Origin of the sequence: Neorhizobium tomejilense, from assembly GCF_964254135.1 — a bacterium.
In the GTDB taxonomy this organism is placed as follows: Bacteria; Pseudomonadota; Alphaproteobacteria; order Rhizobiales; family Rhizobiaceae; genus Neorhizobium; species Neorhizobium tomejilense.
The window spans coordinates 341,882-368,450 of the sequence record NZ_CAXUSO020000002.1 but is presented as its reverse complement, the minus strand read 5'-3'; the positions used below and the strand labels follow the sequence as shown (position 1 = coordinate 368,450).

General features: G+C 62.0%; 25 protein-coding genes, 2 pseudogenes and 1 riboswitch. Of the genes and pseudogenes, 9 read left to right on the top strand and 18 right to left on the bottom strand.

What is annotated here, in order from left to right:
• Window positions 1-6 precede the first annotated feature (6 nt).
• Window positions 7-759 (bottom strand): gluconate 2-dehydrogenase subunit 3 family protein, encoded by a 753-nt coding sequence (locus ACSQ3G_RS24525; protein WP_436112045.1) that lies wholly within the window; start codon window positions 757-759, stop codon window positions 7-9.
• Window positions 760-954: 195 nt separating this feature from the next.
• Complete coding sequence (locus tag ACSQ3G_RS24520; protein ID WP_105435149.1) at window positions 955-1,767, bottom strand: IclR family transcriptional regulator; 813 nt, start codon at window positions 1,765-1,767, stop codon at window positions 955-957.
• A 187-nt stretch (window positions 1,768-1,954) separates the two neighbouring features.
• On the opposite strand from ACSQ3G_RS24520, the gene ACSQ3G_RS24515 reads away from it, so the two are divergent.
• Window positions 1,955-3,448 carry a DHA2 family efflux MFS transporter permease subunit gene (locus ACSQ3G_RS24515; protein ID WP_436112044.1) on the top strand — a complete coding sequence of 498 codons (1,494 nt, stop codon included), beginning with the start codon at window positions 1,955-1,957 and terminating at the stop codon, window positions 3,446-3,448.
• A gap of 226 nt (window positions 3,449-3,674) precedes the next feature.
• Here the strand turns inward: ACSQ3G_RS24515 and ACSQ3G_RS24510 are convergent, their stop codons facing one another.
• From ACSQ3G_RS24510 to ACSQ3G_RS24500, 3 genes are all read right to left on the bottom strand, one after another.
• Window positions 3,675-3,878, bottom strand: a complete 204-nt coding sequence (locus ACSQ3G_RS24510; RefSeq protein ID WP_046635934.1) for a hypothetical protein — start codon at window positions 3,876-3,878, stop codon at window positions 3,675-3,677.
• Between the two features lie 186 nt (window positions 3,879-4,064).
• The gene (locus ACSQ3G_RS24505; protein WP_436112043.1) at window positions 4,065-4,292 is read right to left on the bottom strand and encodes a hypothetical protein; all 228 of its coding nucleotides are present in this window, start codon (window positions 4,290-4,292) and stop codon (window positions 4,065-4,067) included.
• A gap of 10 nt (window positions 4,293-4,302) precedes the next feature.
• A complete protein-coding gene (locus ACSQ3G_RS24500; RefSeq protein ID WP_046665973.1) occupies window positions 4,303-4,485 on the bottom strand; it encodes a hypothetical protein in 183 nt (60 codons plus the stop codon).
• A gap of 145 nt (window positions 4,486-4,630) precedes the next feature.
• Between ACSQ3G_RS24500 and ACSQ3G_RS24495 the strand changes: the two genes are divergently transcribed.
• The gene (locus ACSQ3G_RS24495; protein WP_436112042.1) at window positions 4,631-6,325 is read left to right on the top strand and encodes an alpha-glucosidase; all 1,695 of its coding nucleotides are present in this window, start codon (window positions 4,631-4,633) and stop codon (window positions 6,323-6,325) included.
• Window positions 6,326-6,447: 122 nt separating this feature from the next.
• On the opposite strand, the gene ACSQ3G_RS24490 is transcribed toward ACSQ3G_RS24495, so the two are convergent.
• The 3 genes from ACSQ3G_RS24490 to ACSQ3G_RS24480 form a co-directional block, all read right to left on the bottom strand.
• Window positions 6,448-6,669, bottom strand: coding sequence for a type II toxin-antitoxin system RelE/ParE family toxin (locus ACSQ3G_RS24490; RefSeq protein ID WP_436112041.1), 222 nt, complete (start codon window positions 6,667-6,669; stop codon window positions 6,448-6,450).
• A complete protein-coding gene (locus ACSQ3G_RS24485; protein ID WP_105435155.1) occupies window positions 6,632-6,907 on the bottom strand; it encodes a type II toxin-antitoxin system ParD family antitoxin in 276 nt (91 codons plus the stop codon). The genes ACSQ3G_RS24490 and ACSQ3G_RS24485 overlap by 38 nt, the downstream gene beginning before the upstream one ends.
• Window positions 6,908-6,980: 73 nt before the next feature.
• Window positions 6,981-9,329: a heavy metal translocating P-type ATPase gene (locus ACSQ3G_RS24480; RefSeq protein ID WP_436112040.1), complete on the bottom strand. Its 2,349-nt coding sequence runs from the start codon at window positions 9,327-9,329 to the stop codon at window positions 6,981-6,983.
• 113 nt (window positions 9,330-9,442) lie between these two features.
• A riboswitch (TPP riboswitch) is annotated at window positions 9,443-9,538 on the top strand.
• Between the two features lie 38 nt (window positions 9,539-9,576).
• Here ACSQ3G_RS24480 and thiM point away from each other — a divergent pair.
• Genes thiM through thiD form a run of 3 tightly spaced genes read left to right on the top strand, consistent with a single transcriptional unit; the run spans window position 9,577 to window position 11,821 of the window.
• Window positions 9,577-10,386 carry a hydroxyethylthiazole kinase gene (gene thiM / locus ACSQ3G_RS24475; RefSeq protein WP_436112039.1) on the top strand — a complete coding sequence of 270 codons (810 nt, stop codon included), beginning with the start codon at window positions 9,577-9,579 and terminating at the stop codon, window positions 10,384-10,386.
• Window positions 10,383-11,021 (top strand): thiamine phosphate synthase, encoded by a 639-nt coding sequence (gene thiE / locus ACSQ3G_RS24470; RefSeq protein ID WP_436112038.1) that lies wholly within the window; start codon window positions 10,383-10,385, stop codon window positions 11,019-11,021. The genes thiM and thiE overlap by 4 nt, the downstream gene beginning before the upstream one ends.
• Window positions 11,018-11,821 carry a bifunctional hydroxymethylpyrimidine kinase/phosphomethylpyrimidine kinase gene (thiD, locus tag ACSQ3G_RS24465; RefSeq protein WP_436112037.1) on the top strand — a complete coding sequence of 268 codons (804 nt, stop codon included), beginning with the start codon at window positions 11,018-11,020 and terminating at the stop codon, window positions 11,819-11,821. The genes thiE and thiD overlap by 4 nt, the downstream gene beginning before the upstream one ends.
• Before the next feature lie 18 nt (window positions 11,822-11,839).
• Here the strand turns inward: thiD and ACSQ3G_RS24460 are convergent, their stop codons facing one another.
• From ACSQ3G_RS24460 to ACSQ3G_RS24440, 5 genes are all read right to left on the bottom strand, one after another.
• Window positions 11,840-14,746, bottom strand: coding sequence for a response regulator (locus ACSQ3G_RS24460; RefSeq protein ID WP_436113184.1), 2,907 nt, complete (start codon window positions 14,744-14,746; stop codon window positions 11,840-11,842).
• A 336-nt stretch (window positions 14,747-15,082) separates the two neighbouring features.
• Window positions 15,083-15,475 (bottom strand): type II toxin-antitoxin system VapC family toxin, encoded by a 393-nt coding sequence (locus ACSQ3G_RS24455; protein WP_436112036.1) that lies wholly within the window; start codon window positions 15,473-15,475, stop codon window positions 15,083-15,085.
• Complete coding sequence (locus ACSQ3G_RS24450; RefSeq protein WP_345928378.1) at window positions 15,475-15,726, bottom strand: type II toxin-antitoxin system VapB family antitoxin; 252 nt, start codon at window positions 15,724-15,726, stop codon at window positions 15,475-15,477. The genes ACSQ3G_RS24455 and ACSQ3G_RS24450 overlap by 1 nt, the downstream gene beginning before the upstream one ends.
• Before the next feature lie 66 nt (window positions 15,727-15,792).
• Entirely contained in the window at window positions 15,793-16,308 is a 516-nt protein-coding gene (locus ACSQ3G_RS24445) for an invasion associated locus B family protein (protein WP_436113183.1), read from the bottom strand.
• 310 nt (window positions 16,309-16,618) lie between these two features.
• A complete protein-coding gene (locus ACSQ3G_RS24440; protein WP_436112035.1) occupies window positions 16,619-17,404 on the bottom strand; it encodes a class I SAM-dependent methyltransferase in 786 nt (261 codons plus the stop codon).
• 115 nt (window positions 17,405-17,519) lie between these two features.
• Here ACSQ3G_RS24440 and ACSQ3G_RS24435 point away from each other — a divergent pair, with 115 nt between their 5' ends.
• The 4 genes and pseudogenes from ACSQ3G_RS24435 to ACSQ3G_RS24420 form a co-directional block, all read left to right on the top strand.
• The gene (locus tag ACSQ3G_RS24435; protein ID WP_436112034.1) at window positions 17,520-18,656 is read left to right on the top strand and encodes an ABC transporter substrate-binding protein; all 1,137 of its coding nucleotides are present in this window, start codon (window positions 17,520-17,522) and stop codon (window positions 18,654-18,656) included.
• 6 nt (window positions 18,657-18,662) lie between these two features.
• The gene (locus ACSQ3G_RS24430) at window positions 18,663-19,739 is read left to right on the top strand and encodes a FecCD family ABC transporter permease (RefSeq protein WP_105440605.1); all 1,077 of its coding nucleotides are present in this window, start codon (window positions 18,663-18,665) and stop codon (window positions 19,737-19,739) included.
• Window positions 19,733-20,485: an ABC transporter ATP-binding protein gene (locus tag ACSQ3G_RS24425; RefSeq protein WP_436112033.1), complete on the top strand. Its 753-nt coding sequence runs from the start codon at window positions 19,733-19,735 to the stop codon at window positions 20,483-20,485. Before ACSQ3G_RS24430 ends, ACSQ3G_RS24425 begins: the two co-directional genes overlap by 7 nt.
• 135 nt (window positions 20,486-20,620) lie before the next feature.
• Window positions 20,621-21,412 (top strand): annotated as a pseudogene (locus tag ACSQ3G_RS24420) (AraC family transcriptional regulator); the annotation flags it as partial.
• A gap of 584 nt (window positions 21,413-21,996) precedes the next feature.
• On the opposite strand, the pseudogene ACSQ3G_RS24415 reads toward ACSQ3G_RS24420, so the two are convergent.
• From ACSQ3G_RS24415 to ACSQ3G_RS24395, 5 genes and pseudogenes are all read right to left on the bottom strand, one after another.
• Window positions 21,997-22,952 (bottom strand): annotated as a pseudogene (locus ACSQ3G_RS24415) (IS481 family transposase).
• A gap of 84 nt (window positions 22,953-23,036) precedes the next feature.
• Complete coding sequence (locus tag ACSQ3G_RS24410) at window positions 23,037-23,450, bottom strand: response regulator transcription factor (protein ID WP_436112032.1); 414 nt, start codon at window positions 23,448-23,450, stop codon at window positions 23,037-23,039.
• 63 nt (window positions 23,451-23,513) lie between these two features.
• A complete protein-coding gene (locus ACSQ3G_RS24405; RefSeq protein ID WP_105403896.1) occupies window positions 23,514-24,170 on the bottom strand; it encodes a response regulator transcription factor in 657 nt (218 codons plus the stop codon).
• A complete protein-coding gene (locus ACSQ3G_RS24400; protein ID WP_245441249.1) occupies window positions 24,167-25,747 on the bottom strand; it encodes a sensor histidine kinase in 1,581 nt (526 codons plus the stop codon). The genes ACSQ3G_RS24405 and ACSQ3G_RS24400 overlap by 4 nt, the downstream gene beginning before the upstream one ends.
• A 312-nt stretch (window positions 25,748-26,059) precedes the next feature.
• A complete protein-coding gene (locus ACSQ3G_RS24395; protein ID WP_105403894.1) occupies window positions 26,060-26,299 on the bottom strand; it encodes a hypothetical protein in 240 nt (79 codons plus the stop codon).
• Window positions 26,300-26,569 lie beyond the last annotated feature (270 nt).

Here is a 26,569-nt window from a genome sequence, read left to right as displayed (position 1 = left end):
TAGTCCCTACCTGGTCATCCATTCCGTCGAGCCTGCGATCGAAACCGGAGGCAGGGGATAGGGTTGGTTGTGTTTGGAAACGTGGTCGCGGTAGTCGTATCGCGCGCCGGGAAAGCCCAGCATCTTCCACGAGGCCATGTCCTTGTTGCCGCCATAGATCGGGTCGGCGAAGAAGCCTTCCATCACGTTGGCGAGCATCAGGTTGAAGAAGGGCTTGGCATCCACCTTGTTCGGCAGGGTGATCTTGCCGGCTTCGAGATCCTTCAGCACGGCGTCCTGTTCATCAGGGGCAAGCTCGGCAAAGCGCCGGCCACCCTTGGTTTCGCGGGTGAACGCGTTGAGCGCGGCAATCCCGGATCGGTAGCGCTGGGCCGGCGTGTCAGGCGCCTGGTACCCTTGCGTCGGCAGGCCGGGCATGAACGGGCCCTTGGTGTAGAGCCGGCTCGACGTGCCGTAGGATCCCACCAGCTGCCGGTCGAGATAGAGTACGCAGCCGGCATCCTTGCCGCCGAGCGACAGATCGTCCGCCGGCACCAGCCGGTCGGCGACCGCTTCCATCGTCTGGGCCTCCTCGAGCGTGAAGAACAGCCAGCCGCCGGGCTTGACCTGTACCGGCGGATCGGCGGAACGCGCCTCCCAGGGAAGGTTGCCGGAAATGCTGCGCGCCATCACCGGTGCGGCGCTGCTGGCGAGAACGGTAAAAGCGACGGAAGAAAGGAATTGGCGCCGCGTGGGGCGCTTAAGACAGTGGGTTTCCATAAGAGACCTCCCCGGAGAGAAAAGGTCGGTGACGCGCCGAAACGACGTGCGCCGATGTGATCGAACCGAACGGTTCAATGAGTGACCTAGAGCAGGTCCGACCCGAGGCAACCCTTCTGGAACATTAAATCGTCACCGCTGGAAGGGGACGGCACGCGCCGCACCCGGTAGGGCTTCGGGTGCGGCTGCTGTCCGTCAGGCGTCGCCGCCTGCGAGCGCGCCGCGATGCCCGAGGCGGGCAGAGATCGCCCGTGCCGCGACGAGCAGCGGTTCGGCAAAAGCGTTGAGATTCTTCAGCGACAGGCGCTGGACCGGGCCGGCGATCGCGACGGCGCCGACCACGTCCGACTGGGCGTCGCGGATGGGTGCGGCGATGGCGCGCATGCCGAGTTCGTTCTCCTCGTCTTCCACTGCGAAACCGAGGCGGCGGACATTGCCGAGCAGTTTCTGCAGCTTGTCGGGATCGGTGACGGTTTTTGGGGTCCTGAGCGGCAGGGTAGCCCCGACCAGGGCAGCGATGCGGCTTTCCGGCTGGAAGGCGAGAATTGCGCGGCCGGCAGCCGTCGAATGATAGGGCGCGCGCATGCCGATTTCCGCGCTGATGCGCACCGCCTGCCGGGACGGCTGGACGCGGACATACATGATCTCCGGCCCGGCCGGCACGCCGAGCAGCACCGTCTCGTCCGTCTCCTGCCTGAGATCCATCAGCAGCGTGCGCGCCTCGGTGGAAAGGTCCATGCGATTGCGCACCAGCGAACCGAGCCCGAAAAGTTCGAGCCCCAGCCGGTAGCGACCGGTGTCGCGATTCTGCTCGAGGAAATCCTCCGCCATCAGCGTCACCACCAGGCGATGCACGGTGCTCTTGGCAATGCCGAGACGGCGGGCGAGCTCGGTGATGCCGATCTCCGCATCGTCACCCTCGAAGGCTTTGAGGATGCGGATCGCCATCGAGACCGAAGAGAGGCGGCCCTTTTGCTGGTCCTCGTCCTGCGCTCCCGTGATCTTCATGTCCCCACCGTCTTCATTTCAGTTGTCGCTCCCACGCAATCGGCCGGCGTGCATCCGGACGCCGTCAACGCGGCAGTGACAAAAGCGCCGTTGACAGCCCGATATCCAAGGGAATATTCTGTTTATGGACCGACGTTCCATATAGAAGAACACATGACGACGACTGAAGCAAGCGGAAACACCATCGGTGGCCGCGTGGTTTGCTGGCCTGCCAGGAACCGGGCTTACCGAACAACGACTTGAACCGAAAGCGACCGAATTGGACACCCGCAAGACCGTGCCGTTGATCGTCGCATCGGCGCTCATCATGCAGCAGATCGATTCGACGGCAATCGCCACGGCCCTGCCGACGATTGCCGACGCACTCGGCGAGCCGCCGCTGGCGCTGCATTCAACGATCACCGTCTACGTACTCTCGCTGGGTGTCTTCCTGCCCTTGAGCGGCTGGCTCGCCGACCGTTTCGGCGCCCGGCGGGTGTTCTGCCTGGCAATCGCGCTGTTCACCCTCGCCTCGCTGCTCTGCGCCGCTTCGACCACCCTCACCATGCTGATCGCAGCGCGCGCGCTCCAGGGTTTCGGCGGCGCGCTGATGCTGCCGACGGCACGGTTGATCCTGGTGCGCTCGGTGCCGCGCGAAGAACTGGTGTCGGCCATGGTGCTGATGAGCATGCCGGCCGTGGTCGGCCCGGCGATCGGGCCGCTGCTCGGCGGCTTCATCACCGGCATCAGCTCGTGGCACTGGATATTCTGGATCAACCTGCCGGTCGGCATCGTCGCAATCATCCTGACGATCACGCTGATCGAAAAAATCCCGCCGACGGAGCGCACTTCTTTCGATTTCCTCGGCTTCATCCTCACCGGTGCCGGCATCGGCGCTGTCATCTTCGGGTTCGATTCCTTCGCCCGCGGCATGAATTCCAGCGCATTGGTCCTGGTTGTGGGCGGCGTCGCCCTGCTCGGCCTCTACATCCGCCATGCGCGCAAAACGCAAAATGCCATCCTCGACCTCAAACTCTTTCGATATCCCACGTTCCGATCGAGCGTCACCGGCGGCTCGCTGTTCCGGATCAGCATGGGCGCCCTGCCTTTCATGCTGCCGCTGCTGATGCAGGAGGTTTTCCGCTATACGCCGCTGCAATCGGGCGCCATCACCTTCGTCTCGACGATCGGCGCCTTCGGCATGCGAACCATGACGAGGCGCATCCTGCGTCGTTTCGGCTTCCGCAGCGTGCTCTTCTGGAACGCATTAATCGCCAGTGCTTCGATGGCGCTGCTCGCCACTTTCACGCCCGGCACGGCGCCGATGGTCATGGTGGCCATCATTCTGCTCGGCGGCTTCTTCCGGGCCTTGCAGTTCACATCGCTGAACACGCTGACATTCGCGGAAACCCAAGACTCGGAGATGAGCCACGCGACGTCGCTGTCGCAGATGGCGCAGCGCATCGCCCAGAGTACCGGCGTCGCGATGTCGGCCATGCTTTTGCACTATTTTTCCGGCGGCTCCGAGACGCTGACCAACTTCGCCTTCGCGATGTCCTTCGTCATCATCGCAATCATTTCCGCATCCTCGTGCTTCTCCTTCTTCCGCCTGTCCGAGACCGCCGGCGACGTGCTCGCGGGCCGCAAGAAGGAAGCGAAGGAGGAAGCTATAGCGGCCGAGCAGGCCGATGCGGCAGAGTAACGATGCCGCCGCTTATGGGGCGTGGCGAATTGAAGCTCGCCGACATTGGCCGGCGAGCCCTCCGTGGCTGCGACCCCGTGTGTGATCGGTTGCAGCCAACGTGAGCAGGCGCGCGCGCGAACAGGCCATCGGCGGGTCCGTCCATGGTTCATGGTCAAGGACGCGCCTTCGGGCCGCTCACGGCGATGAAAGGGTTTTCGCTTTCGGTCAGTCCAGTCTGAAGGGACTATTGGATCAGCGAGGCGACGTTGCGTGTCGTTGGAGCTTTGGTAGGTTTTGCGTCGACCGGGACGATATCGACGACCTCCGAAAGCAGGAACTGCTTTGGAGAACCACAGATGGTGGCGTAGACGATCCGGTCTAATATTTTCAGGCTTTCGGACACGAAGGTCCGTTGGTCGCCATTGTCGAGCACCGATACAACGTACATGTTGATCCCACAGAGGTTAGGCGCGCAGTCATTCGCGCACCTGCATTTTTAGCCACCCATGGTTAACGGGAGGTTAAACCCGCCACGGCGCCAGTATGTCTCGGTCGCAACCGCCGGCCGATCAAACTAGAAGCGCCCTCCCGGCGCTCCAGGAGGGCGTTTCTTCATCCGATCCGACGCGGCGGATCAGTGTGTCGTGTTGACCTGTCCGCCCTTCTTCTTCGCATCGTGGGTGTGGTGGCTGTCGCGTTCGCCGCCGCCGCCCGAGACCCGGCTCTTGGAGCGCAGGTCGTCGTCGGCCGGTGGCTTCTTCACGTCGAGCGGCACACCCTTTTTCGCATCCGGGGCGTTTTCATGGGACGCGCCCGGCCCGCCCTGGCGGATGCTTGCGGGTGTCTTCTGCGATGTCGACATCATGAACTCCCTATCGGTCCTGCTGATAACCCTGATGGGTCGTGTTGACCTTGGTATTGCCTTGCTGGCCCTGCTTGCCGGGATCGTTCGCCGCCTGCGGTTTGCCGCGCTTGATGTCGGACGCATGGGTCTGTTCGCCGGAGCCCTTGTGGCTCAAGTTTTCCGAGGGCGTCGGGGGAAGTTTGCTGCTCATGAAGGGTCTCCTTTTCTTGCGGTTTCCCACTGGTCTAACCCGCAGCGAGTCACGATGTTCCATCCGACGAGTTGTTGCCGCCGGGGTGAGGAACCCTGGCCGGGCTCTCGCGTTCGAACAGGTTAAAGAGGCAGGGAGGGCTTCGATGAACGACTTTCAGGATCAGCTTGCCGCAGCGATCAAGCAGGCTGAATTGCCGATAGAACGCAAATGGTGGCACACCGCCACCGTCTACCAGGTCTATCCGCGCAGTTTCTGCGATCTCAACGGCGATGGCGTCGGCGATATTCCCGGCATCACCTCAAAGCTCGACTATCTGAAATCCCTCGGTATCGACGTGATCTGGCTGTCGCCGATCTACAAGTCGCCGATGGACGACAACGGCTACGACATTTCCGACTATCAGGACATCGCCCCGGAATTCGGCACGCTTGCCGATTTCGACAGGCTGGTATCGGAGGCGCGGAACCGGGGCATGGGCATCGTCCTCGATCTCGTCGTCAACCACACGTCGGACGAACACCCGTGGTTTCTCGAGAGCCGCAAGGGGCCGGGCAACCCGTTCCGCGACTTCTACATCTGGCGCAAGCCGGCCGCAGACGGCGGGCCGCCGAACAGTCTCAAATCCTCCTTCGGCGGGCCGGCCTGGACGCTCGATCCCCTGAGCGGCGAATATTACCTGCATCTGTTCTCGACCCGCCAACCGGATCTCAACTGGGAAAACCCTGCGGTCCGGGCCGAGATCTACAAGATGATGAACTGGTGGCTGGAACGCGGCATTGCCGGTTTCCGCATGGACGTCATCGATTATATCGGCAAGCAGGTGGACCAGGAAATCGTCCATGACGGTCCGCATCTGCACGACTACCTGCAGGAAATGAACCGCAGAACATTCGGAAATCGCGATATCCTGACCGTCGGCGAGACCTGGAGCGCGACACCCGGTTCGGCTCTCCTTTATTCCGGCCGCAACCGCCATGAACTGTCGATGGTCTTCCAGTTCGAGCATGTGACCCAGCAATGGGATGAGATATTCGGCAAATGGCGCTCGAAGCCGTTCGACCTAGTGAAACTGAAATCGGTGCTCGGCAAGTGGCAATACGCGCTGTCGGACGACGGCTGGAACTCGCTCTTCTGGGGCAATCATGACCTGCCGCGGGCCGTCTCCAAATATGGGGATGCGACCGGTCATCCGGCAGAATCGGCCACGATGCTGGCGACTGTGCTGCACCTGATGAAGGGCACGCCCTTCATCTACCAGGGCGAGGAGATCGGCATGACCAATGTTCCGTTCACGACGATCGAGCAGTATCGCGACATCGAAACGCTCAACATGCACCGGCTGCATATCGAAGCCGGCTTGTCGCCGGAGGAATTCATCAAGGGCGCCAACGAAAACGCCCGCGACAACGCCCGCACCCCGATGCAATGGAGTGCCGCGCCCTATGGCGGCTTCTCGACAGGCGTACCGTGGATCGAGGTCAATCCCAATTATCCGACGATCAATGCCGAACGCGAAATGACCGACGAAAAGTCGATCTGGAACCACTATCGCAAGCTGATCGCGCTCAGGAAACGCCACCCGGTGATCGTCTATGGGATTTATCAGAGCTGGCTCGACAGCCATGCGGACGTCTTCGTCTACTCGCGAACGCTCGACGGGGAGCGCCTGGTGGTGGTCGCCAATTTCAGGGCCCGCGAGGTGCCCGTCGAACTGCCGGGCGAATTGAGGATGCCCGGCGAGTGCCTGATCTCGAACTACGAACCGGTCGACCGGCTGGGTGAAAGCCTGACGCTGAAGCCATACGAGGCTTTCGCGGTTTTGGGGCGGACGGTTTGAAAAGGCGCGTCAGTCATCCGCGGACCAGTCGGAGGGAAAATCCGTGCCCCGCGGAAGAATACGCAGGATATTGACCCTGTCCTGCTCCACGACGAACGCTATGGCGGTACTGCGTTCAAATCCTATGACACGTAAGCCGGGGAGGATATGGCCCCGGACAGTTCCGCGGTGGGAAATGCCGCGAGGCTCATGCAGGCCGCTTCAATTCGATCGATATAGTTTCCAGCGCGCTCATGCCCTGCCTCCGGGGCAATTCTCAGGTAGATCCGCCGGAGGTCAGTGACGGCTGCCGGTCGAAACTCGACCTTATGAACCACGCTTGTCGGCTTTCGCCTGGCTGGCATGGAATTCGCGAAGTTCCGCGAATACTTTGGCGGCCGGAATACTGGGGCGCGGATCGTCCATGGCTTCCTGAACCTTCAGGCGCATGATTTCGTCCAGGGCTTCCCTTTCCCGCTCGAGTGCGCGCAGAGCAGCGCGCACCGCCTCGCTGGCGGAGTCATAGTCCCCCGATTCCACCATGGCATCGAGAACTTGCTGCTGTTTACCGAGCGTCAGGGTAATGGATTTGTTGGTGCGCATGTCAGCCTATCCTTTTACGCTGCCCTATTCTGCAACACGACAGTGTCTTGCGCAATCTCCCGCGGCCTGGTGCCTAGTTCCTCACCCGCAGCAGCCGCAACGCATTGATCGTCACCAGAACCGTAGCCCCGGTGTCCGCGAGGATCGCTGGCCACAATCCGGTGATGCCCAGGATGGTCGTCACCAGGAAGACCGCCTTCAGGCCGAGCGCGATCGAGATATTCTGATAGATGTTGCGCATCGTCCGCTTCGACAGCGCGATCATCGCGGCGATGTCGCCGACCCGGCCGTGCAGCGTTGCGGCATCGGCGGTTTCGAGTGCCACGTCGGTGCCGCCGCCCATCGCGATGCCGACATCGGCGGCAGCGAGTGCCGGGGCGTCGTTGATGCCGTCGCCGACCTTGCCGACCACGTAGCCCTCGCTTCTCAGCTCGCCGACGATGCGGCTCTTGTCTGCCGGCATCAGCTCGGCGCGCACCTCGATGCCGAGATCCTTGCCGATCGCGGTCGCGGTGCGGGCATTGTCGCCGGTCAGCATGACGGTCCTGACGCCGGCATCGGTTAGCGCCTTGAGACCCGCCCTGGCGTCGGGACGCGGTTCGTCGCGCATGGCGACAGCACCGGCAAGGACCCCGCCGACGATCAGCACCGAGACAGTCTTGCCCTCGTCGTTGAGGCCGGTGATCCGGCGGGAATGCGCCATCGGCAGCGAGACCCGCTCGGCCGCTGCCTTGGGCGAACCGAAAAACACCTCCTGGCCTTCGACCGTCGCCGTGACACCCTTGCCGCCGAGCGCCCGCGCATCCGTCGCAGCCGGAATCTCGACCTCGTCATCGGCAGCCTTGGCAAGGATGGCGACGGCGAGTGGATGGCTGGAGCCCGTTTCGAGCGCGGCGGCAAAGCGCAGCACATCTTCCGCATTGCGGCCGAAGGCGATGACATCGGTCACCTGGGGCCTGCCGGCCGTCAGCGTGCCGGTCTTGTCGAGCGCGACGGCTGTGATCTTGCCGAGCGTCTCCAGCACCGCGCCACCCTTCATCAGCAGGCCGCGGCGGGCGCCTGACGAGAGCGATGCGGCAATTGCGGCAGGCGTCGAGATGACCAGCGCGCAGGGGCAGCCGATCAACAGGATCGCCAGGCCCTTGTAGACCCACTCGCTCCAGGACGCACCGGCCACAAGCGGCGGCAGGATGGCGACCAGAGCCGCAACGGCGACGACACCCGGCGTGTAATAGCGGGAGAACCGGTCGATGAAGCGTTCGGTCGGGGCCTTGCTTTCCTGCGCCTCCTCGACCAGCCGAACCACGCGGGCAATCGTATTGTCCTCGGCAGCCGCCGTCACGCGAACCCGCAAGGCCGCATCGCCGTTGATCGTGCCTGCAAACACCGTATCGTCGATGCCCTTGGCAACCGGCGTGCTTTCGCCCGTCACCGGCGCTTCGTCGATCGCGCTTTCGCCGGCGATGATGACGCCGTCCGCCGAAATGCGGTCGCCGGGACGCACGAGGATGATCGCGCCGACGGCAAGGCTCTCGGCCGGCACTTCGCGGGTCTGGCCGTTTTCTTCGAGCAGCGCGTTTTTCGGCACCAGCGCCGTCAGGCTCTGGATGCTTTGGCGCGCCTTGCCGGCCGCGACCCCTTCCAGCAATTCGCCGATGAGGAAGAGGAAAACCACGGCGGCGGCCTCTTCCGACGCATTGATGACAACGGCGCCGACGGCGGCGATCGTCATCAGCATCTCGATCGAAAACGGCGTGCCAGCGAGTGCTGCCATGATGGCGCGGCGGGCGATCGGCACGAGGCCAACCAACATCGCGGCGGTGAAGATATAGGGGCCATAAGCAGGGACGAGATGGCCGAGCCCGTAAGCCGCCGTCAACACGAACCCGACCAGGATGGTCAGGCGGCCCTTTGCCGATTTCCACCACGGTCCGTCCATCGGCCCCTGGTCGTGGCCGTGCAGGTTTTCGATTTCTGTGGTGGCGTGGTCGTGGTGGGAATGATCGTGCCCGCCGTCGTGGCTATGTTGGCCGTGACCGGCCTCCCCCTCATCCGACCGCTCCGCGGCCACCTTCTCCCCCCTGGGGAGAAGAAGACTTGCCGCACCGTCTCCGTCCTCCTCTCCCCTCGGGGAGAGGTCCGCCGAGCGAAGCGGAGGCGGGGTGAGGGGGCCGCTCGCTCCGACGTTGGCCGGCGTCTTCTGACCCAGCGCCCTCAGCGTATACCCAAGCCCCACGACCTTCTTCTCGATCGCGCCAAGATCGCCTGTCCCGTCGTGCTTTACCGTCATCGTGCCGGACGCAACCGAAACGGACACGTCCGCGACGCCCGGCATGCGGCGAACCGCCGTGTCGATCTTTGTCGCGCAGCTGGCGCAATCCATGCCGCCAACCTTGTATCGTGCCTGTGTCGTGGCGTTCATCGTCTCTTCCCGTTTGGACCGAGCCCCGTCTCTACAACCTCTAGCGACTAGAGCTGCAAGGCCTAAAATCAGAAAAAATCACTGGCGAAGCGCATTCTCTTTGCTGTAAGCCATGGTGAAGACAGGGGCGTCCGGCTGAGCCGGGCTGAGAAGCACCCTTAGAACCTGAACCAGATCATGCTGGCGGAGGGAGTCGTCCGGGCGTTCAACATTGCGCCCAGCGCCTGCCCCGCCGAACGAGGCAGACATGCAGACGACGCCCCTTGCAGAGACCCCCGGCCAGCTGCTGACCGCGATGCGCGCCAAAAACCCGCTCGTCCAGAACATCACCAATTTCGTAGCGATGAATATCGCAGCCAACGTGATGCTTGCCGCCGGCGCCTCCCCCGCCATGGTGCATACGAAGGAAGAAGCCGGCGAATTTGCCCGCATCGCTTCGGCCCTGACGATCAATATCGGCACCCTTTCGCCGGATTTCCTGGCCGGCATGAAGGCCGCGGCCGCCTCTGCCACGGAAGCTGGTAAGCCATGGGTGCTCGATCCCGTCGCCCATTACGCCACCGCCTATCGCCGCGCGGCGCTCGCCGAACTCATGGAACTGAGGCCGACGATCATCCGTGGCAATGCGTCGGAAATCATCGCGCTGGCCGGCAGCCAGTCGAGCGGCCATGGCGTCGATAGCGGTGACAGCGTTGCGGCGGCCGAAAGCTCCGCCATCGCCATCGCCCAGCGGCAGGCCTGCGTAGTAGCCGTCACCGGCGAAGTGGATTTCGTCACCGACGGCCGGCGTTCGGTCCGCATCCTTGGCGGCTCCGCCCTGATGCCGCAGGTGACCGCGCTCGGCTGCTCGCTCACCTGCCTGGTCGGCGCCTTTGCGGCAAGCACGGACGATCCCTTCGAGGCGACGATCGCCGCACTCGCGATGTTCGCGGTCGCGGGAGAGGAAGCGGCCTTCACCGCCTCGGGTCCCGGCTTCTTCTCGCCGATCTTCCTCGACCGTCTCGCGGCGCTGACAGGAGAGACGCTCGATGCCAAGGCAAGGATCGTTTCCCCATGAAAAAGACCTTCGATCTTTCCGTCTACCTCGTCCTCGACCCGGATCTCTGCCGCGACATCGGCATGGTCGAGACGGCAAGGCTGGCCGTCGCCGGCGGCGCGACCATCGTCCAGCTCCGCGACAAGCAGGCGGATACAGCAAAGATGATCGAAACCGGCCGGGCGCTGAAGGCGGTGCTGGCAGGCACCGGCGTGCCCCTGATCATCAACGACGACGTGGAGGCGGCGATCGCGATCGGCGCCGAAGGCCTGCATGTCGGCCAGAGCGACATGGCGGCGGCGGCGGCGCGGCAGCGCGCCGGCCATGGCATGATCCTCGGCCTCTCGGTGGAGACCGAGGAACTGGCGCGTCGGCTGGATCCGTCCATCGTCGACTATGTCGGCATCGGTCCCGTCTTTGCGACCGGCACCAAGCCCGACCACAAGCAGCCGATCGGTTTCGACGGGCTTGCGCGCATCGTCGCCATGGCACCGGTTCCGGCGGTCGCGATCGGTGGCGTCAAGGCGGAACATGCCGGCCTCGCACTGGCCGCCGGCGCAAAGGGTATCGCGGTGGTCTCCGCTATCTGCGGCCAGCCCGATCCTGAAGCCGCAGCCCGCAGAATTGCCGCAGAAATCGAAAGGGCGCGCGCATGAGCATCAAGAATGTCCTGTCGATCGCCGGTTCGGACCCTTCCGGCGGCGCCGGCATCCAGGCGGACCTGAAAACCTTCGCGGCGCGCGGCACCTATGGCATGGCGGCGCTGACCGCGCTGACCGCCCAAAATACCCAAGGGGTCACCGGAGTGCATGCCGTGCCCGCCGCCTTCGTCGCAAACCAGATCCGCACCATTTTTCTCGACGTGCGCGTCGACGCGGTGAAGATCGGCATGATCGCCAATGCCGAGATCGCCGAGGCGGTCGCCGACGTGCTACGCCCCCATCGCGATACCGTGCCGATCGTGCTCGATCCGGTGATGATCGCCAAGGGCGGTTCGCCGCTGCTGGCGCTCGATGCGGTGGACGCCGTCACCTATAAGCTGATGCCGCTTGCCACCGTCGTCACCCCCAACCTGCCGGAAGCCGCGGCGCTACTCGGCGAGGCGATCGCCACGACCCGCGAAGAGATGGCAGCCCAGGCTGAGCGGCTGCTGAAGATCGGGCCGAAGGCAGTCCTGGTGAAGGGCGGTCATCTGGAAGGCGAGGACAGCCCGGACGTATTGGCGGACGCTACCGGCATCCACTGGTTCGAAGGCAAGCGCACCGCGACCAGAAACACCCATGGCACCGGGTGCACGCTGTCCAGCGCGATCGCCGCTGAGCTCGCAAAGGGTGCCTCGCCCGCGCAGGCGGTCGCCGTCGCCAAGACCTATCTCGCCGGAGCGATCGCCGCCGCCGATACCCTCACCGTCGGCACCGGCCATGGCCCGGTATCGCATTTTTACGCGTGGTGGTGAGGGCGAGACGACTGGTTCTCAGCCCTTCTGCACTGCAATCTTTTCGAAGGCTATTGCGATCTCCTGGCTGCCGTAGGGCTTCTTCAGAAGTACTGCCCCTTCTACTGCCGCTTCGTCCGGAATGCGGTCGTTACCGGTCGCGAATACAATGCCGACATCGGGAGATAGCTTGCGCGCCTGCTGTGCGAACTCGCCGCCGGAAAGACCCGGCAGGCCGAGATCGGTGACCACAACGTCGAAGCTGCGCGCCTCTATCATCGTAATAGCCTCCTCCGCGGTCGAGGCTTCGGAAACCTGGTGCCCGAGTTCGGCCAGCAGATCGGCCGTGCTCATGCGGATCAGGAAATCGTCCTCGACCAGCAGCACGGAATAACGCGGCAGAACCGGCCGCGGCCCGATCGGCGCGGCGGGCGGCTTGGCTGCAAAAGACGCCCTCACCCGGTTGCGATGCTGCTGGCCGTTCAGCACGTGACGGATCTTTCGCGCCAAGGCCTCGCGGGTATAGGGTTTCGAGAGCAATTCGACGCCGGGATCGAGCCGGCCGCCGTGCACGATCGAGTTTTCCGTATAACCTGAGGTGAACAGCACGGCGATATCCGGCATCCGCTCGCGCGCGTGCCTGGCAAGCTCGGTGCTCTTCAGCGGCCCGGGCATCACAACATCGGTGAACAGAAGATCGACCGGCACGCCGCTTTCGATGATACTCAGCGCACCGGCAGCGTCCTTCGCCTTCAGCACCGCGTAACCGAGATCGCCGAGCAGCTCGACGACGGTGGCGCGCACCTGCTCGTCATCCTCCGCCACCAGAATGGTTTCCGTGCCGCCGGTCACCGGGCCGAAATCGGCGTCGGTCACCAGATCCTCACTGCGCTGGATGCGCGGGAAGTAGATCTTGACGGTCGTGCCCTGTCCAAGCTCGCTGTAGATCTTGATATGGCCGCCGGATTGCTTGACGAAACCGTAGACCATAGAGAGGCCGAGGCCGGTGCCCTTGCCGATGGGCTTCGTCGAGAAGAACGGCTCGAACACCTGTTCCATCACCTCCGGCGTCATGCCGGTGCCCGTGTCGGTCACCGCCAGCATGACATATTGGCCGGCCGGCACGTCCGCATGCTGGCGCACATAATTGTCGTCAAGGAAAGCGTTGCCCGCCTCGATCGTCAACTTGCCGCCGCCTTCCATCGCGTCGCGGGCGTTGATCGCGAGGTTGAGCAGCGCATTCTCGATCTGGGTCGGGTCGACCAGCACATTCCAGAGGCCGCCGGAGCGGACCGTCTCGACCTCGATATCCTCGCCAAGCGTCCGGCGCAGCAGCTCTTCCATACCGGTGAGGAACCGGCCGATATTGACGACCTTGGGCTCCAACGGCTGGCGGCGACCGAAGGCGAGCAACTGGCTTGCGAGCTTGGAACCACGCTGCACGCCGGCAAGCGCATTCTCCACCCGGCGGCCGGCGCGCTCGTTGCTGGCAACGTCCTTGGCGAGAAGCTGAAGATTGCCGGAAATCACCTGCAACAGGTTGTTGAAGTCATGCGCGACGCCACCTGTCAGCTGGCCGAGCGCTTCCATCTTCTGGCTCTGGCGCAGCGCCTCTTCCATCTTCATGCGCTCGGAGATTTCGGAGGCGATCTTCTGTTCGAGGCCGGCGTTCAGCACCTGCAGCGCCTCTTCGGCGCGCTGGCGTTCTGCCAGGTCGCGCTCCGCGGCGCGGAAAAGCCGCGCATTGTCGATGGCGATCGCCACCTGGCCGGCAGCCCCCACCACCAGCCGCTCATGCTCCTCGCGGAACTGAGCCGGCTGGGCATGGCCGAAGAACAGGCCGCCGAGCACTTCGCCGGAGCGGGAGATCACCGGAACCGTAAGATAGCTGCGCACCGGCAGATGCCCCTTCGGCATGCCGAAATACGGATCATTCCGGCCGTAGCGTGGGTCCGCCATGATGTCGTCGGAGCGGATAACACCCTCGCCGCTAAATGTCGGCGCGAAAACAGCCGTGTTGCGCGGCATCGGAAAATTCTCGAACGCCGACCGGGGAACGCCGGACAGTGCATAGAGCATGTAGCTCTCGCCGCGGTCGTTGACGACGTTGTAGAAGAAAGCTCCGAGCTGGGCGCCGGTTAGCTCGACGCCGGCGTCGGTGGTCATCTGCACCACCTTTTCGAGGTCGAGTTCGGCGGAAAGTTCGGCCCCGAGCCGGTTCAGCACCTCGAGATGCCGGGTCTCCTTGAGAAGCGCGATCTCCGCCTTCTTCAGATCGGTGACGTCGCTGCCCTGGATGAAGATGCCAGTCGGCTGGCCTGCGTCGTCGACGATCGGCTGATAGACGAAATCCACAAAACGCTCTTCCGGCGGCTGTCCGGGACGGCGCGCCAACATTACGCTCACCCCTTGGCCGAGATGAGGACGGCCGCTTCTGCGGACCTCATCGAGCAGGTCGGAAAAACCCTGCTCTGCCACTTCCGGCAGAGCTTCGCGGATAGGCCGCCCGAGCAGCTCGCGGCCGCCGACAAGGCGCATATAGGCGCCGTTCGCCATTTCGAAAACATGGTCCGGGCCGGTCACCATGGCCATGAAGCCCGGCGCCTGGTCGAACATCAGCCTCAGACGCTCGCCCTCGCCCTGCAGCCGTCGCTCCGCCCGCACCTTGGAAGTGTTTTCCACGACGATCGCCACCACGCCGAAAGGTTTTCCGGCCTCGTCGTAGACCGGGGAATAATAGAGGTTCATGAAGGCGGAGGCGGGCACGCCGGAGCGGTCGAGCACCATTTCCTGGTCGGAATAGGCAAGCGTGCCGCCGGCGAAACAGACCTTCATGACGTTGTCGTTGAAGTCGGCGATTTCAGGCCAGCCCTCGCGCACCTTGGAGCCGAGGATGCCGGGATGACGCCGTCCGGCAAAATCGGAATAGGCGTCGTTATAGACCATCACCCCGTCCTCGTTCCACAGCGTGACGATCGGGACCGGCGAACGAAGCATGAGGGAAATCGTGGTCTTGAGGCTCTGCGGCCAGGCGGCGATCGACCCAAGCGAGGTGCCCGCCCAATCGAAAGCCGCAATAAGACGGGCCATTTCGCCGCTATGCGAAAGAAAGGCTGTCTCGGCAGTCGAATGATTCATCATCGGGCTTTCGGCGGCGATCGGCTATGCCGTCTTACATGACAACGATCACCTGAGACAGCCTTTTTGACAATCGTCAACTAGGGCATTGCCACGAAAAAACCATGGGCGCCGACGGCTATTTTCGACGCCGTCCGAAGGGCTTCAGGCCAAGTCCGTACGGGCAAAGTCGTCGCCCTTGTAGAGTAGCGACAGGCCACGGTTTTTAGCGCAAGCGTAAGAGAGGCAATCGGCCAGGTTAAGCTGCGCCGGGTGTCCCCTGCCCTTGCCGTAATCCCGGAAAGCCCGGATCGCCAGCTCGCCATCGGCTTCCTCGATTGGGACGATTTCGATGCCGCTGCTTCGGAGAAAGTCCGAAACCACCATCTGGGTCACAAGTGGATCGGCAATCCGCCTGGTCGACAGAACCATCGTTGCCTCGAGAACAACAAGCGGGCTTGTCAGGAGGCGCTCGGCACCCTCCATCCGTTTCGACCAGGCGGGGCCATCATCTTCCTGAGCAAGAATTGCCACGATCACCGAGGTATCGATGAACACTAGTGGCCCCACATCTCATCAATCTCGTCCTTGGTCATCTCACGGCCTTCGCCGGCGCCAAGTGCCTTCAGCTTTTCAGCCAGGAAGGCGTGCCGCTCGACGAGCGACCTGCTTTTCTCCTGTGCGGAGTTTTCCTTTTCCAGCTCAGCTTTCAGGGCCACTATCACCGCCTCGGTCAATGTAATCTTTCGCTTCTCCGCCAGTTCGCGGGCTAGTTCATGCGCAAGGGGATCACGTATCTGCAGGTTCATGGCAGTCGCTCCAATTGTTGTCATGACAAATAGCACATCCGCCATGACAACGCCAGCGAAACCCTGTCAGCCGCAGCGCCCTGCCTGGGTCAATGCCGCACTCACGCCGGAAAGCGAGAAAGTGTAGCTGGTCTGCGTGCCGCGCTGGGAGACCGCTTCGAGCGTCATGCTGCTTCCCGATTTCATCGCCGCGATAAGAGCGGCATCGATGCTCTCCTGCTTCGTCCAGCCGGAATTGCCCTTCGGCTCCAGGGCGAAGGTCCGGCCGTCGACGGTGACCGTCATCTGCGATCCGCCCTTGAGGTCGTAACCCATGATCGCCTGCGGGTAGAAGCCTGACCCGGAAGGCTTTGGTGCGACTAGGAAAAAGTTGTCGCCGTGATCGACATTGGCGGGCTGCATCTGCGTCGGCGTGGTCAGCACGTAGCAGGTCGTGCCGCCGTCGCCCTTGTAGGAATAGAGGCCCCAGGCGTCGAATTTTTTCACCATGCTCGGGGTGGGCTGGGCAAGGACGGGTGCTGCGATTGTGGAAAGAGCGAGCGCGGAAAGGGCGAAAAGCTTGATGGACAATCTTGTCTCCATGGTCGGAAATGGCGAGGGAGCCGCGGCGGCGATGGCCGCGCGCAGAAGATAGCCCATTCAAAAATCGATCGGTTATCACAAGGTTAATCGCATCGGGCGCACGTCCCGAAACGAGGCACGCGCAAGGCCGGGATGAGGCCGGATCGTGATCCGCGTTACTTTGCGCTTCCCCCGGGTTTCGGGGGAAACAGTCAAAGCTTAATGCCCCACGGTCACAGCCCGGTCACAATCATGTCAGGCGACCATAAATGCTGTGCATATTTGCGGTGGGTCGACAGGTGGCCTCCAAGGGCCACCTCATATCGGGAGATTATTCCGGCTTCGTCGCGCAGATCGCGAAGCGTTCCTGCACCATCCGTTCGAGGCCGCGCAGGAAGGGCATCTTTCGGGCCTGGGCCCAATGGATGTCGGACAGCTTGCGGTCGACGACGATGTTGACGAAACCCGCCTTGGTCAGCAGATCGACCACTGCTTCGGCCGGCATCGCGTCGGAGAAATAGACGCGCGAGCGGATGTTCTGGTGGCGCGCCGCCATGGCAGGGCTCATGTGGCTTGGCGCAGGCTTGCCGGTGATCCTCGACCAGAACTTCTGCAGGCCCTTGACCCAGGTCTCTTTGCCCATGTTGCCGTCGAGGATCAGCAGTTTGCCGCCCGGCTTCAGGACGGAGAACCATTCCGCAAAGGCGGCCGGCGGATCGACCAGCGTCCACACCAGATGCCGGTTGGTGATGACGTCGTAGCTGTTCTTCGGCTCCATTGTGTTTTCAGCATCGCCGGCCACGAAGCGGATATCGGTGCCGCGCTTCGCAGCCTTCGCGCGTGCCTGGGACAGCATCGCATCCGACCAGTCGAGACCGGTGACCTTGAAGCCCACATCGTTCATCAGATGCGAGATGACGGCGGTGCCGCAGGCAAGGTCCAGAGCGGCGCGGCCGGTGCCATCGCCCAGATGCTTGCGGATCAGCCGCTGCCAGCCCTTGCGTTCTTCCTCCGAGAAGATTTCATGGCCGACGCTCTCGTCAAACGTCGCCGCCCTCTCCGACCAGAAGTCGCGGATTTCATCACGGATGGAATAGTTGGAGTTCATCGAATTCATTATAGGCGCCCCGACAGTCAGACTACTTTGGAAAAGCTCTAAAACATAGAACTTGATTCCAAAAGTCATATTTCATATGCATGCGGACATTATCAGACATCGGGGGAGTTTCCAGATGAATTTCGCGAAAATGCTTGCAACATCAACGGTTGTACTGGCGAGCCTTTTGCCCTTTTCTGTGCTGGCGCAGTCCTTCACCGTCAAGGACGTGGCTGGCCGTGAGGTGACGTTCGACAAGCCGGTTGAGCGCGTCATTCTCGGGGAAGGCCGGATGCTTTATTCGGTTGCTCCGATCGAAAAGGAAGATCCCTTCGCCAGGATCGTCGGCTGGCGCAACGACCTGTTGACCACCGACAAGGACGGTTACGACACCTATCTCGCGAAATTCCCGAAGGGCAAGGAACTGCCTTTCCTCGGCAACCTGACGGACGGCACGCTGCAGACCGAGACCGTCGTCAAGCTGAACCCGGACGTCATGCTTTTGCCGATCGGCAACAAAAAGGCTGCCGACGAGGTGAAGCTCGAGGAGATGCTGAACAAGATCGGCGTGAAGATCGTCTATATCGACTTCCGCGAGCAGATTCTTGCCAATACCGAGCCGAGCCTCAAGGTGCTCGGCAAACTTTTCGGCCACGAGGACCGCGCCGAAGCCGTCGCCGCCTATTGGAAACAGCAGATGGCGCGGGTGACGGACAAGCTCAAGACCGCCAACCCGAAGAAACCCAATGTTTTCATGTATCGTGCGGCCGGCCTCGTCGAGTGCTGCGGCACGTTCGGCCCGGACAATTTTGGCCTGATGGTGGATTGGGCAGGCGGCCATAACCTCGGTTCGGACTTCCTTCCGGGCTATACCGGCTCGATCAATGCCGAGCAGGTCGTCGCCTCCAATCCGGATGTCATCGTCGTCACCGGTTCCAACTGGAGCCAGACCAAGAACGCCAAGGACTTCGTGAATGTCGGTCCGACGGCCGCCGCAACCGCCGAGAACAGCGGCAAGGCATTGAACGCCCTGATGCAGAACGCCGCCTTCACCGGTTCCAAGGCAGTCGCGGGCGGCAATGTGCATGCCATCTGGCACCAATTCTATACGAGCCCCTACCAGTTCGCCGCCGTCCAGCAGATGGCGAAATGGTTCCATCCCGACCTGTTCGCCGATCTCGATCCGGACGCGACCTTCAAGGAATTTCACGAGAAATTCCTGCCGGTCCCTTATCAGCCGGGTTACTGGCTGGACGCCAAGGCAGCGAAGTAAACCGATATGGCCGAGATCGCCGCATTGCCATTGCCGATCGAAGCTGAAGCGGGGCGGGAGCGCTACCGCGCCCTCGCCCGCCGAAAACTTCTGATCCTCGCCGCCATGACGGCCGCTCTCTGCCTGTCATTTGCCGTCGATCTCGCCTGGGGGCCGGCCCGCTACAGCCTCGGCGAAGTCGTCGCCGCGCTGATAAACCCCTCCTCCGTCTCGGCCCAGATACGGGCGGTCGTCTGGGATATCCGCATGCCGGTCGCCGTGATGGCAATCGTGGTCGGGGCCGCGCTGTCGGTCGCCGGTGCGCAGATGCAGACGATCCTGGCCAATCCGCTCGCAAGCCCGTTCACGCTCGGCATCTCGGCGGCTGCCAGTTTCGGGGCGGCGCTGGCGATCGTCACCAGCGTCTCCATCCTGCCGGTTGCGGCAACCCTGCTGGTGCCGGTCAACGCCTTCATCATGGCGCTGATCGCCACGCTGTTCATCCATTTTATCTCGCAGATGCGCGGCGTTTCGGTGCAGACGGTCGTCCTGCTCGGTATCGCGCTGGTCTTCACCTTCAACGCGCTGCTCGCCTTCCTGCAATATCTCGCGTCCGAGCAGGCGCTGTCGGCGGTCGTCTTCTGGACCATGGGCAGCCTCACCAAGGCGACCTGGCCGAAGATCGGCATCACCCTTGCCGTCCTGTTGATCGCGCTGCCGCTGTTTGCGCGCCACGCATGGGCGCTGACCGCGATCCGGCTCGGCGAGGACAAGGCCGCGAGCTTCGGCGTCAATGTCCGGCGCATCCGGCTCGAAACCATGCTGATCATCTCGCTGCTCGCCGCAGTCCCGGTCAGCTTCGTCGGCACGGTCGGTTTCGTCGGCCTGGTCGGCCCACATATCGCCCGCATGATCCTCGGCGAAGACCAGCGTTTCTTCCTGCCGGGCTCGATCCTGTCGGGAGCGCTGCTTCTGTCGGTCACCTCGATCGTCTCGAAGTCGATCATCCCGGGCGTGGTCTTCCCGATCGGCATCATCACGGCGCTGGTCGGAGTACCGTTCTTCTTCTCGCTCATCCTCTCGAACCGGAGCCGGTCATGGTAGCGATGCAACTGCAATCGGTCGGCGCCTATCACGGCCGCAAGCTGTTCGTAGAAGACGTGACGACGCCAGTCATGAAGGCGGGAGAGCTGATCGCCGTCATCGGCCCTAACGCCGCCGGTAAGTCGACGCTGTTCAAGCGCATCACCGGCCTTTTGAAGGGTCCTGGCAATATCGTCATCGACGGCGCCAGGACCAGGAACGCCATCACCTACATGCCGCAGGACACTTCGGCCAATGCGGTGCTGACCGTCTACGAATCCATTCTTCTCGCCCGCAAGCAGGGCCGGTCCTGGACCGTCAGCGACAGCGACCTCTCGTTCATCGACGAAATCATGAGGGCGCTCAACATCACCTCCATCGCGTTTCGCGATCTCGGCGCGCTCTCCGGCGGCCAGCGCCAGCTGGTGTCGATCGCCCAGGCGCTCGTGCGCGAACCGGAAATCATGCTGATGGACGAACCGACCAGCGCGCTCGATCTTCACCGCCAGGTCGAAGTGCTGGATTTCATGCGGCGTCGGGCGCGCTCGAAAGGCATGATCGTGATGATTGCCATCCACGACCTCAACCAGGCCCTGCGGTTTGCCGACAAGGTTCTGGTGATCGCCAACGGCCGCATGCGCGCCTGCGGCAACGCGCGCGAAGTCGTTACCGTCGACATGCTGCGCGACGTCTACAAGGTCCACGCCCGCATCGAGAAATGCTCGATGGACCACGACCACGTTATCGTCGACGGGACGGCACACTAGGAATCTCTGAATCTCGCACGCTTGCCTGAAAGCCGTCGCTGGCTGACAGCCGTCGATCCATGCCAAAATCGCAAGATCGGTCGAGCGCGACATATTCGAAAGGGCCTAGCTGGTGTCGCCACGGAGAAAGACACGATGAAGGCGGCACTTCAAAATTACCATGCCCGAATGCAGCGGGTGCTGGACCACATGGACCGGCATCTCGACAGTGATCTGGACCTGGAAGCGTTGAGCGGCGTCGCGGCGTTCTCGAAATACCACTTCCACCGGCAGTTTACGGCGACCTTCGGGTTGTCCGTGCATCGCTATGTCCAGCTCGCCCGCATGAAGCGCGCTTCGTACCGGCTGGCCTACAGAGACGCCGAAAGCGTCACGGACATAGCGATGGATGCCGGTTACGAGGCACCGGACGCTTTCGCCCGCGCCTTCCGGCAACGCTTCGGACAATCGCCTTCGTCGTTCCGAAAATCTCCCGAATGGGAGCCGTGGCTTGCGGCCTTCGGGCCTCTCGACAACGCCAGGAGCAAGCTCATGCAGAAGACTTATACCCATGAAGACGTGACGATCCGCGACGTGGCCCCGACGCCGGTGGCGATCATGGAGCACCGGGGCGACCCGGCGACGATTGGCGATACCATCCAGCGGTTCATCGCCTGGCGAAAGGCCAAGGGCCTATCATCGCCGAAGATCAGCCCAATCTTCAACGTCTTCCGCTCCGAGCGGCGGCCCGCATTGCCGGCCGAATATCGGATGGACCTGTGTGCGGGCATCGATTTCCCGATAGGAGCGAATGACGAAGGGTTGGCGGCGGGTCTTATTCCCGGCGGGCGCTGCGCCGTTCTGCGCGTCGTCGGCAATACCGACAATCTGGAGCCGGCCGCTCTCTACCTCTATCGCGACTGGCTTCCGGCCAGCGGCGAAGAGGCGTAGGACTCGCTCGGTTCACACGCGGTCATAGGCGCCCAGGAACTCCGCAATGCTATGAATCATTTCACGATATTTCATAGCGGGCGTGACCGCAAGCATCCAGGGGCGTCCGTAGTCGCAGCGCCCGATGTTGCCATATCCGATGTCATCTCTGGTGCCATATCCGTTGTCACGCAAACGGCTGGTTCGGGCGTCCGGCCGGCAGGACCATATGACAGCTCCGGCGAACGGTTCGAAGGACGCCGTAAGCCCTGCACCGATCGGACGCCGCAAGGATTGGATGCGAGGCACAAAGTACGTCGACAGATTGTAGCTTGCGCGACCGCATCGCTCGCCGCCCGGCTGTCCACGATCTCCAGCCCACTTCCGCCGTCCCGCGGGGTGGACCGCGTCGGGCTAGGTGCGCGCCATCCCTGCGGCAAGATCGTGCCGGAACTAACCCGGCCGTCATGTTTCCGCTTCCGCCGCCAGGCAACCACAACCGTGATAGGTAGACGCGTCTGTTCCCGGCGTAGTGGATCACCCTCGCGTGCGGGCGTGAATACGCATAGCGAGGCCGGCGTCGGCGCGCCGGCACCATCGCTCTAGATGTGGAGCCTCAAGAGGTTGTCTCGGTCGCGCCCGAGGCGACTGATGGGTGTTTTTGATTTTAGACTGCCATGAGGGCGATGCCAATTATACATATGGTTCCAGTTTGGTAGGTGCGCTTTGCGGTGATCTGAGGATGGATATGCACGAGCATATGCCCATTCGCGCAATGCGGTCTGGATGAATCGCTCCGCCTTGCCGTTTGTCTTTGGTGTGTAGGGTTTGGTGCGGATGTGCTTGAGCCCGAGCGCCTTGCAGGCTTTTGCGAAATCCTTGGCGATGTAGCACGAGCCGTTGTCGGTCATGACCCGCGTAACCGTAATACCGAAGCTGGCGTAATAGCCAACGGCTGCCTTGAGGAACGCGATGGCGCTGACGGCCTTTTCGTTCGGGAAGATGTCGGTGAAGGCGATGCGGGAGGCGTCGTCGATGCAGACATGGACGTATTCCCAGCCGATGCCGCGTGAATTGCTCTGGCCGGTCCTGTCGCCGGTGATGCGGTGACCGACCCGATCGAAGCGGCCGAGGCGCTTGATATCGAGATGGATCAAGCCGCCTGGCTCGGCATACTCGTAGCGAACGACCGGTTCGGCTGGAGCAATGTCTTTCATCCGCGACAGTCCGGCCCGCTTGAGAACGCGGCTGACGGTGGCGGGTGACACACCTGTCTCCATGGCAATGTGCTCGCCGGTCAGGCGCTGGCGACGAAGGGCGACAATGCGCTCGCTCAAAACCTGATCTGTCTGCTGGGGGCTGTTTTGGGCCGCGACGAGCGATCGGCCATCTTGGCGCGCCCACCCTGTTTGAAGCGTTCAACCCAGCGCGACACGATCTTGTGCGAAACGGCATAGACGCGGGCGGCTTGCGCTTTCGTGAGCGCGCCGCCGAGAACGGCGACGGCCATCTCCTCTCGACGCAATGGCGTCAGTCGGGCATTCTTATGGATGTTCATTCGGAGCGATCCTGGAAAACTGAGGTGTGGTAACTCCAGTCTCCTAAATCCGCTCCGAATGGACAACCTCCTGAAAGCTCACATCTAGAGGCCGGCACGTCCGGCGGCGCGACTACGGGCATAGATTGATCGGCTTCGAATCGCAATTTCGATCACATCGATCAGACGATTGACATCAACGGGCTTGGGGAGGAACGCCAACGCGCCGCCACCAATCGCGGCACGTTTCGACGTTTCGTCTTGATAGGACGTCATGAAGATGATGGGTGGGGTGGACGGCTCCTTGTTCAGGCGGTCCTGCAGTTCGAGCCCGGTAAGGCCGGGCATGTTGACGTCAAGCAGCATGCAATTGATCGCGGCCCGGTCTTCGTATGCAAGAAAGTCCTCGGCGGAGACGAACAGCCTGCTTTCATAGCCGCAGGACTGAACCAGGCTTTCGAGTGCTTCACGGATCGCAGCATCGTCGTCGACGATCGCGATAATTGGGGAGTGGGGCAAAGGAATAAGCTTTCGTCTCGATTAGCGATGACGAAAGTTATCCCATGAGCTTCTCCTCCGGTATCATACGTCGGTGTGATGCCAGTCAGCGGCGAGCAGCTCGGCCTGCTTGACCAGATCCGTAACCGACTTGGCTTCCATCTTGCGCATTACGTTCCCCCGGTGGATCTTCACCGTGATCTCGCTGATGCCGAGATTGAACGCGATCTGCTTGTTCATCAGCCCCGTGACGACTTCATGCATCACTTCCCGCTCGCGTTCGGTGAGGGTCTTGTACCTGGCCTTGAGCGCCGTCACCGCATCCCAGTGGTTTTTACGTGAAGCGCTGAGCTGGAAGGCAGCGTTGACGGCGTCGATGACGTCCTGATCACGGAAAGGTTTGGTCAGAAAATCGAGAGCTCCGGCTTTCATTGCTCTCACGGTCATGGGGATGTCGCCATAGCCGGTCATGAAAATGATCGGCAGTCGAACACCTGCCTTCGCAAGTTCGGTCTGGAAATCAAGCCCGTTTATCCCCGGCAATCGGACGTCGAGGAGCACGCATCCCAGATCCAAGCTTCTGCTGCTCTTCAGAAACTCCGTCGAATTGGAATAGCTTGCAACGGAAATGGAGACTGATGTGAAGAGATCGGTCAGCGACTCCCGGAATCCTTCGTCGTCCTCAACGACGTGTACCGTCGGAACTGGGTCTTCTGTCTGTGCGCCTTTTTTAGTGTTCATTGCGTTGCCCTGATGGGGATTGTCATCTCGAATACAGCTCCGCCTAGATCATGATTTGTAGCGGTCAGGCTCCCCCCGATCCCCTCCATGATGTGACGGCAGATCGACAGCCCTATCCCCATCCCCGTCGGCTTGGTGGTGAAGAACGGGTCAAACAGTCTGTTCATGATTGCAGGGGAGATGCCCTCGCCGGTATCGCGAACCGTGAGCGAGAGTGCGTCGGGGACCAATTGCCCTAATCTGATGTGAATCACCCGATCTCCACCTGCTTTTCCGGCCAGGGCTTGGATGCCGTTCGATATCAAATTGATCAGAACCTGCTGGATCTCGATCCTGACCGCATTTACGGTCGGAAGGCCCTTCTCCACGTCCGTCACGAGCAGCACGTTTTCGCGAAGAAGGTCGTGGTCCATGAGGGCACGCGTCTCCTCTACAAGCTCATCGATACGGACGTCTTGAAGAATTCGCTTATCCGGTTTCAGGATGGTGCGAGCGTTGAGGATTATGTCGCTGGCGCGCTGGCCGTCACGGATCATGCGCTCCGCAGAGTGCCTGGCGGCCTCCAGATCGGGCGGATTCTTGTCCAGCCAACGGAGTAGCGTCTGAGCGTTCATGACGATCGCGCCGAGAGGTTGGTTTAACTCGTGAGCCAGGGAGGCGGACAACGCTCCTACAGTCGCCGCGCGGGCGGCGGTGGCAAGCTCCGCTTGTGCATCTCTGAGGGCCCGCTGCGTATTCTCGCGCTGGGTGATGTCAAACATGCCGACGGCGATCCTCTTGAAGGCTGACGGGTCACTGGGGAAACGAAGGCTTAAAAGGACATCGCGCGCCGTTCCATCCCGAGAAGTTATTCGAAACTTCCCCTCGTACCTGTCGCGGTCGCAAAAAACGCAATCCAGCATATCCAGGATCGATTCGGTCTCCGTCGATAGGTATGGGTAGAGAGACATTGGAAGCGCCTCGTCGGGTGACAGGCCGAGTAATTCGCGCGCCGCGCCGTTTGCATCAATCGTCCGGATCAGAGACATCGCCTCGACCACGATGTCCGGATTCTCCGCTGCGTAGGCCCGAAAGTCGGATACCCCGCGGGAGCGAAGGGAGTGAAGGAATTCCCGCACGAGCGAGTAGTCCCGCTCCCAAAGCGCCACGCGGCTCTGTTCGAAAATCGAACGGTACCTGGTCTCACTTTCGAAAAGTGCCTGGTTTGCTCTCATCAGCCGTTCATGCGCCAGGTCGGTGCGTTGGATCAGCATTGAGGTTATGGTCAGAGCGGACAGCGCGACAACCAGCCTGAGCAGGCTCGGGACATCGACATCGTCGCTGTGGGCAACAACATAGGCGACGAGAGCAAGCGCGCCGCATCCAACAGTGAAGACAATGGTCCCGCGGCGGGTCAGTATCGGAGCAGCCAGGAGGAGTGCGACTACGTACAGAACGGCGATCGCGCTCTCGATGGTCGTGAAGGCGTCGATATAGAACACCGCTGCAACCAGCACAGCAGCCGGTGCGATCGCCGCAAACGTTCTTGTCATTTCGTGGTCGGAAATTTCCGCTCTCAGCCAGTCGCTCGACGTCACTACTTACCCCTGGTTCTTCGCGATCGCTTGCAGGGCGCAACGGTGGTCGAGGTTCCGGCATAGCCGTGCCCATTCCATTGCATCCCCGTGGAGTCGCATTCGGCCGTAGCACGGCACGCAATCAGCGGATTTTATGATCCGACCATATTCACGCAGTCGAAGACGGACTCGTCTTCAAACACTACCGTAGCAAACAGGCTTGCGGGCAATGCGATCAAGGAGGCAATATGCCAGAGTCCCCAACCGGTTAAGGCCTACCTGACACTATCATCAGGTAGGCCTTTGTGATGGAGGGGTTGCGGTGGATGGGATTTAGTTGGGACGAACGGCCCCCTCGTAATAGTCGCCTTCATTCAGGTTCGACGAGGTGCTGTCGCGCTGTTCAGTCTTGTGGTGCTGCGTGCCGATGCTGCCGGTTGAAGTGTGGTCGACGGAAACGCTGCTTTCGCGATTGACGCCTTCGTAGTAATCCCCTTCGTCCGCCAGGGCGGTTCCGGCGACAGTTACGGTCAAAGCGAGAACGGTGATTGTGCTGAGGAGGCTCTTGATCATGATGTGGTTCCTTTTCGAAGGTTTCGGGTTCATCCAGACCTCTTGTCTGGTGAGGTAAAGGTACGGCCGACGAACCCTTCTTCGGTATTGAACGCGTGTATGCGGTGACCACACGTCGGTATGACACCGCTAATCATCCTGGTCATCGAGCTGCATGACATGAACTCTGTCCGATGGGTCACACAGCGGATTGCAGCCGTGACAAATTCTCCAAGGACGCTGCGAACGAACGAAGGGCAGGCGCCGACTGCTTAGAGGGGAAAACCCGCG

What these genes read in the sequence shown, in the direction of transcription:
- ACSQ3G_RS24525 (WP_436112045.1), bottom strand. Translation starts at nt 759, where the DNA reads ATGGAAACCCACTGTCTTAAGCGCCCCACGCGGCGCCAATTCCTTTCT.
- ACSQ3G_RS24520 (WP_105435149.1), bottom strand. Translation starts at nt 1,767, where the DNA reads ATGAAGATCACGGGAGCGCAGGACGAGGACCAGCAAAAGGGCCGCCTC.
- ACSQ3G_RS24510 (WP_046635934.1), bottom strand. Translation starts at nt 3,878, where the DNA reads ATGTACGTTGTATCGGTGCTCGACAATGGCGACCAACGGACCTTCGTG.
- ACSQ3G_RS24505 (WP_436112043.1), bottom strand. Translation starts at nt 4,292, where the DNA reads ATGTCGACATCGCAGAAGACACCCGCAAGCATCCGCCAGGGCGGGCCG.
- ACSQ3G_RS24500 (WP_046665973.1), bottom strand. Translation starts at nt 4,485, where the DNA reads ATGAGCAGCAAACTTCCCCCGACGCCCTCGGAAAACTTGAGCCACAAG.
- ACSQ3G_RS24495 (WP_436112042.1), top strand. Translation starts at nt 4,631, where the DNA reads ATGAACGACTTTCAGGATCAGCTTGCCGCAGCGATCAAGCAGGCTGAA.
- ACSQ3G_RS24490 (WP_436112041.1), bottom strand. Translation starts at nt 6,669, where the DNA reads ATGCCAGCCAGGCGAAAGCCGACAAGCGTGGTTCATAAGGTCGAGTTT.
- ACSQ3G_RS24485 (WP_105435155.1), bottom strand. Translation starts at nt 6,907, where the DNA reads ATGCGCACCAACAAATCCATTACCCTGACGCTCGGTAAACAGCAGCAA.
- ACSQ3G_RS24480 (WP_436112040.1), bottom strand. Translation starts at nt 9,329, where the DNA reads ATGAACGCCACGACACAGGCACGATACAAGGTTGGCGGCATGGATTGC.
- thiM (WP_436112039.1), top strand. Translation starts at nt 9,577, where the DNA reads ATGCAGACGACGCCCCTTGCAGAGACCCCCGGCCAGCTGCTGACCGCG.
- thiE (WP_436112038.1), top strand. Translation starts at nt 10,383, where the DNA reads ATGAAAAAGACCTTCGATCTTTCCGTCTACCTCGTCCTCGACCCGGAT.
- thiD (WP_436112037.1), top strand. Translation starts at nt 11,018, where the DNA reads ATGAGCATCAAGAATGTCCTGTCGATCGCCGGTTCGGACCCTTCCGGC.
- ACSQ3G_RS24460 (WP_436113184.1), bottom strand. Translation starts at nt 14,746, where the DNA reads ATGGTCTATAACGACGCCTATTCCGATTTTGCCGGACGGCGTCATCCC.
- ACSQ3G_RS24450 (WP_345928378.1), bottom strand. Translation starts at nt 15,726, where the DNA reads ATGAACCTGCAGATACGTGATCCCCTTGCGCATGAACTAGCCCGCGAA.
- ACSQ3G_RS24445 (WP_436113183.1), bottom strand. Translation starts at nt 16,308, where the DNA reads ATGGAGACAAGATTGTCCATCAAGCTTTTCGCCCTTTCCGCGCTCGCT.
- ACSQ3G_RS24440 (WP_436112035.1), bottom strand. Translation starts at nt 17,404, where the DNA reads ATGAATTCGATGAACTCCAACTATTCCATCCGTGATGAAATCCGCGAC.
- ACSQ3G_RS24435 (WP_436112034.1), top strand. Translation starts at nt 17,520, where the DNA reads ATGAATTTCGCGAAAATGCTTGCAACATCAACGGTTGTACTGGCGAGC.
- ACSQ3G_RS24430 (WP_105440605.1), top strand. Translation starts at nt 18,663, where the DNA reads ATGGCCGAGATCGCCGCATTGCCATTGCCGATCGAAGCTGAAGCGGGG.
- ACSQ3G_RS24425 (WP_436112033.1), top strand. Translation starts at nt 19,733, where the DNA reads ATGGTAGCGATGCAACTGCAATCGGTCGGCGCCTATCACGGCCGCAAG.
- ACSQ3G_RS24405 (WP_105403896.1), bottom strand. Translation starts at nt 24,170, where the DNA reads ATGAACACTAAAAAAGGCGCACAGACAGAAGACCCAGTTCCGACGGTA.
- ACSQ3G_RS24395 (WP_105403894.1), bottom strand. Translation starts at nt 26,299, where the DNA reads ATGATCAAGAGCCTCCTCAGCACAATCACCGTTCTCGCTTTGACCGTA.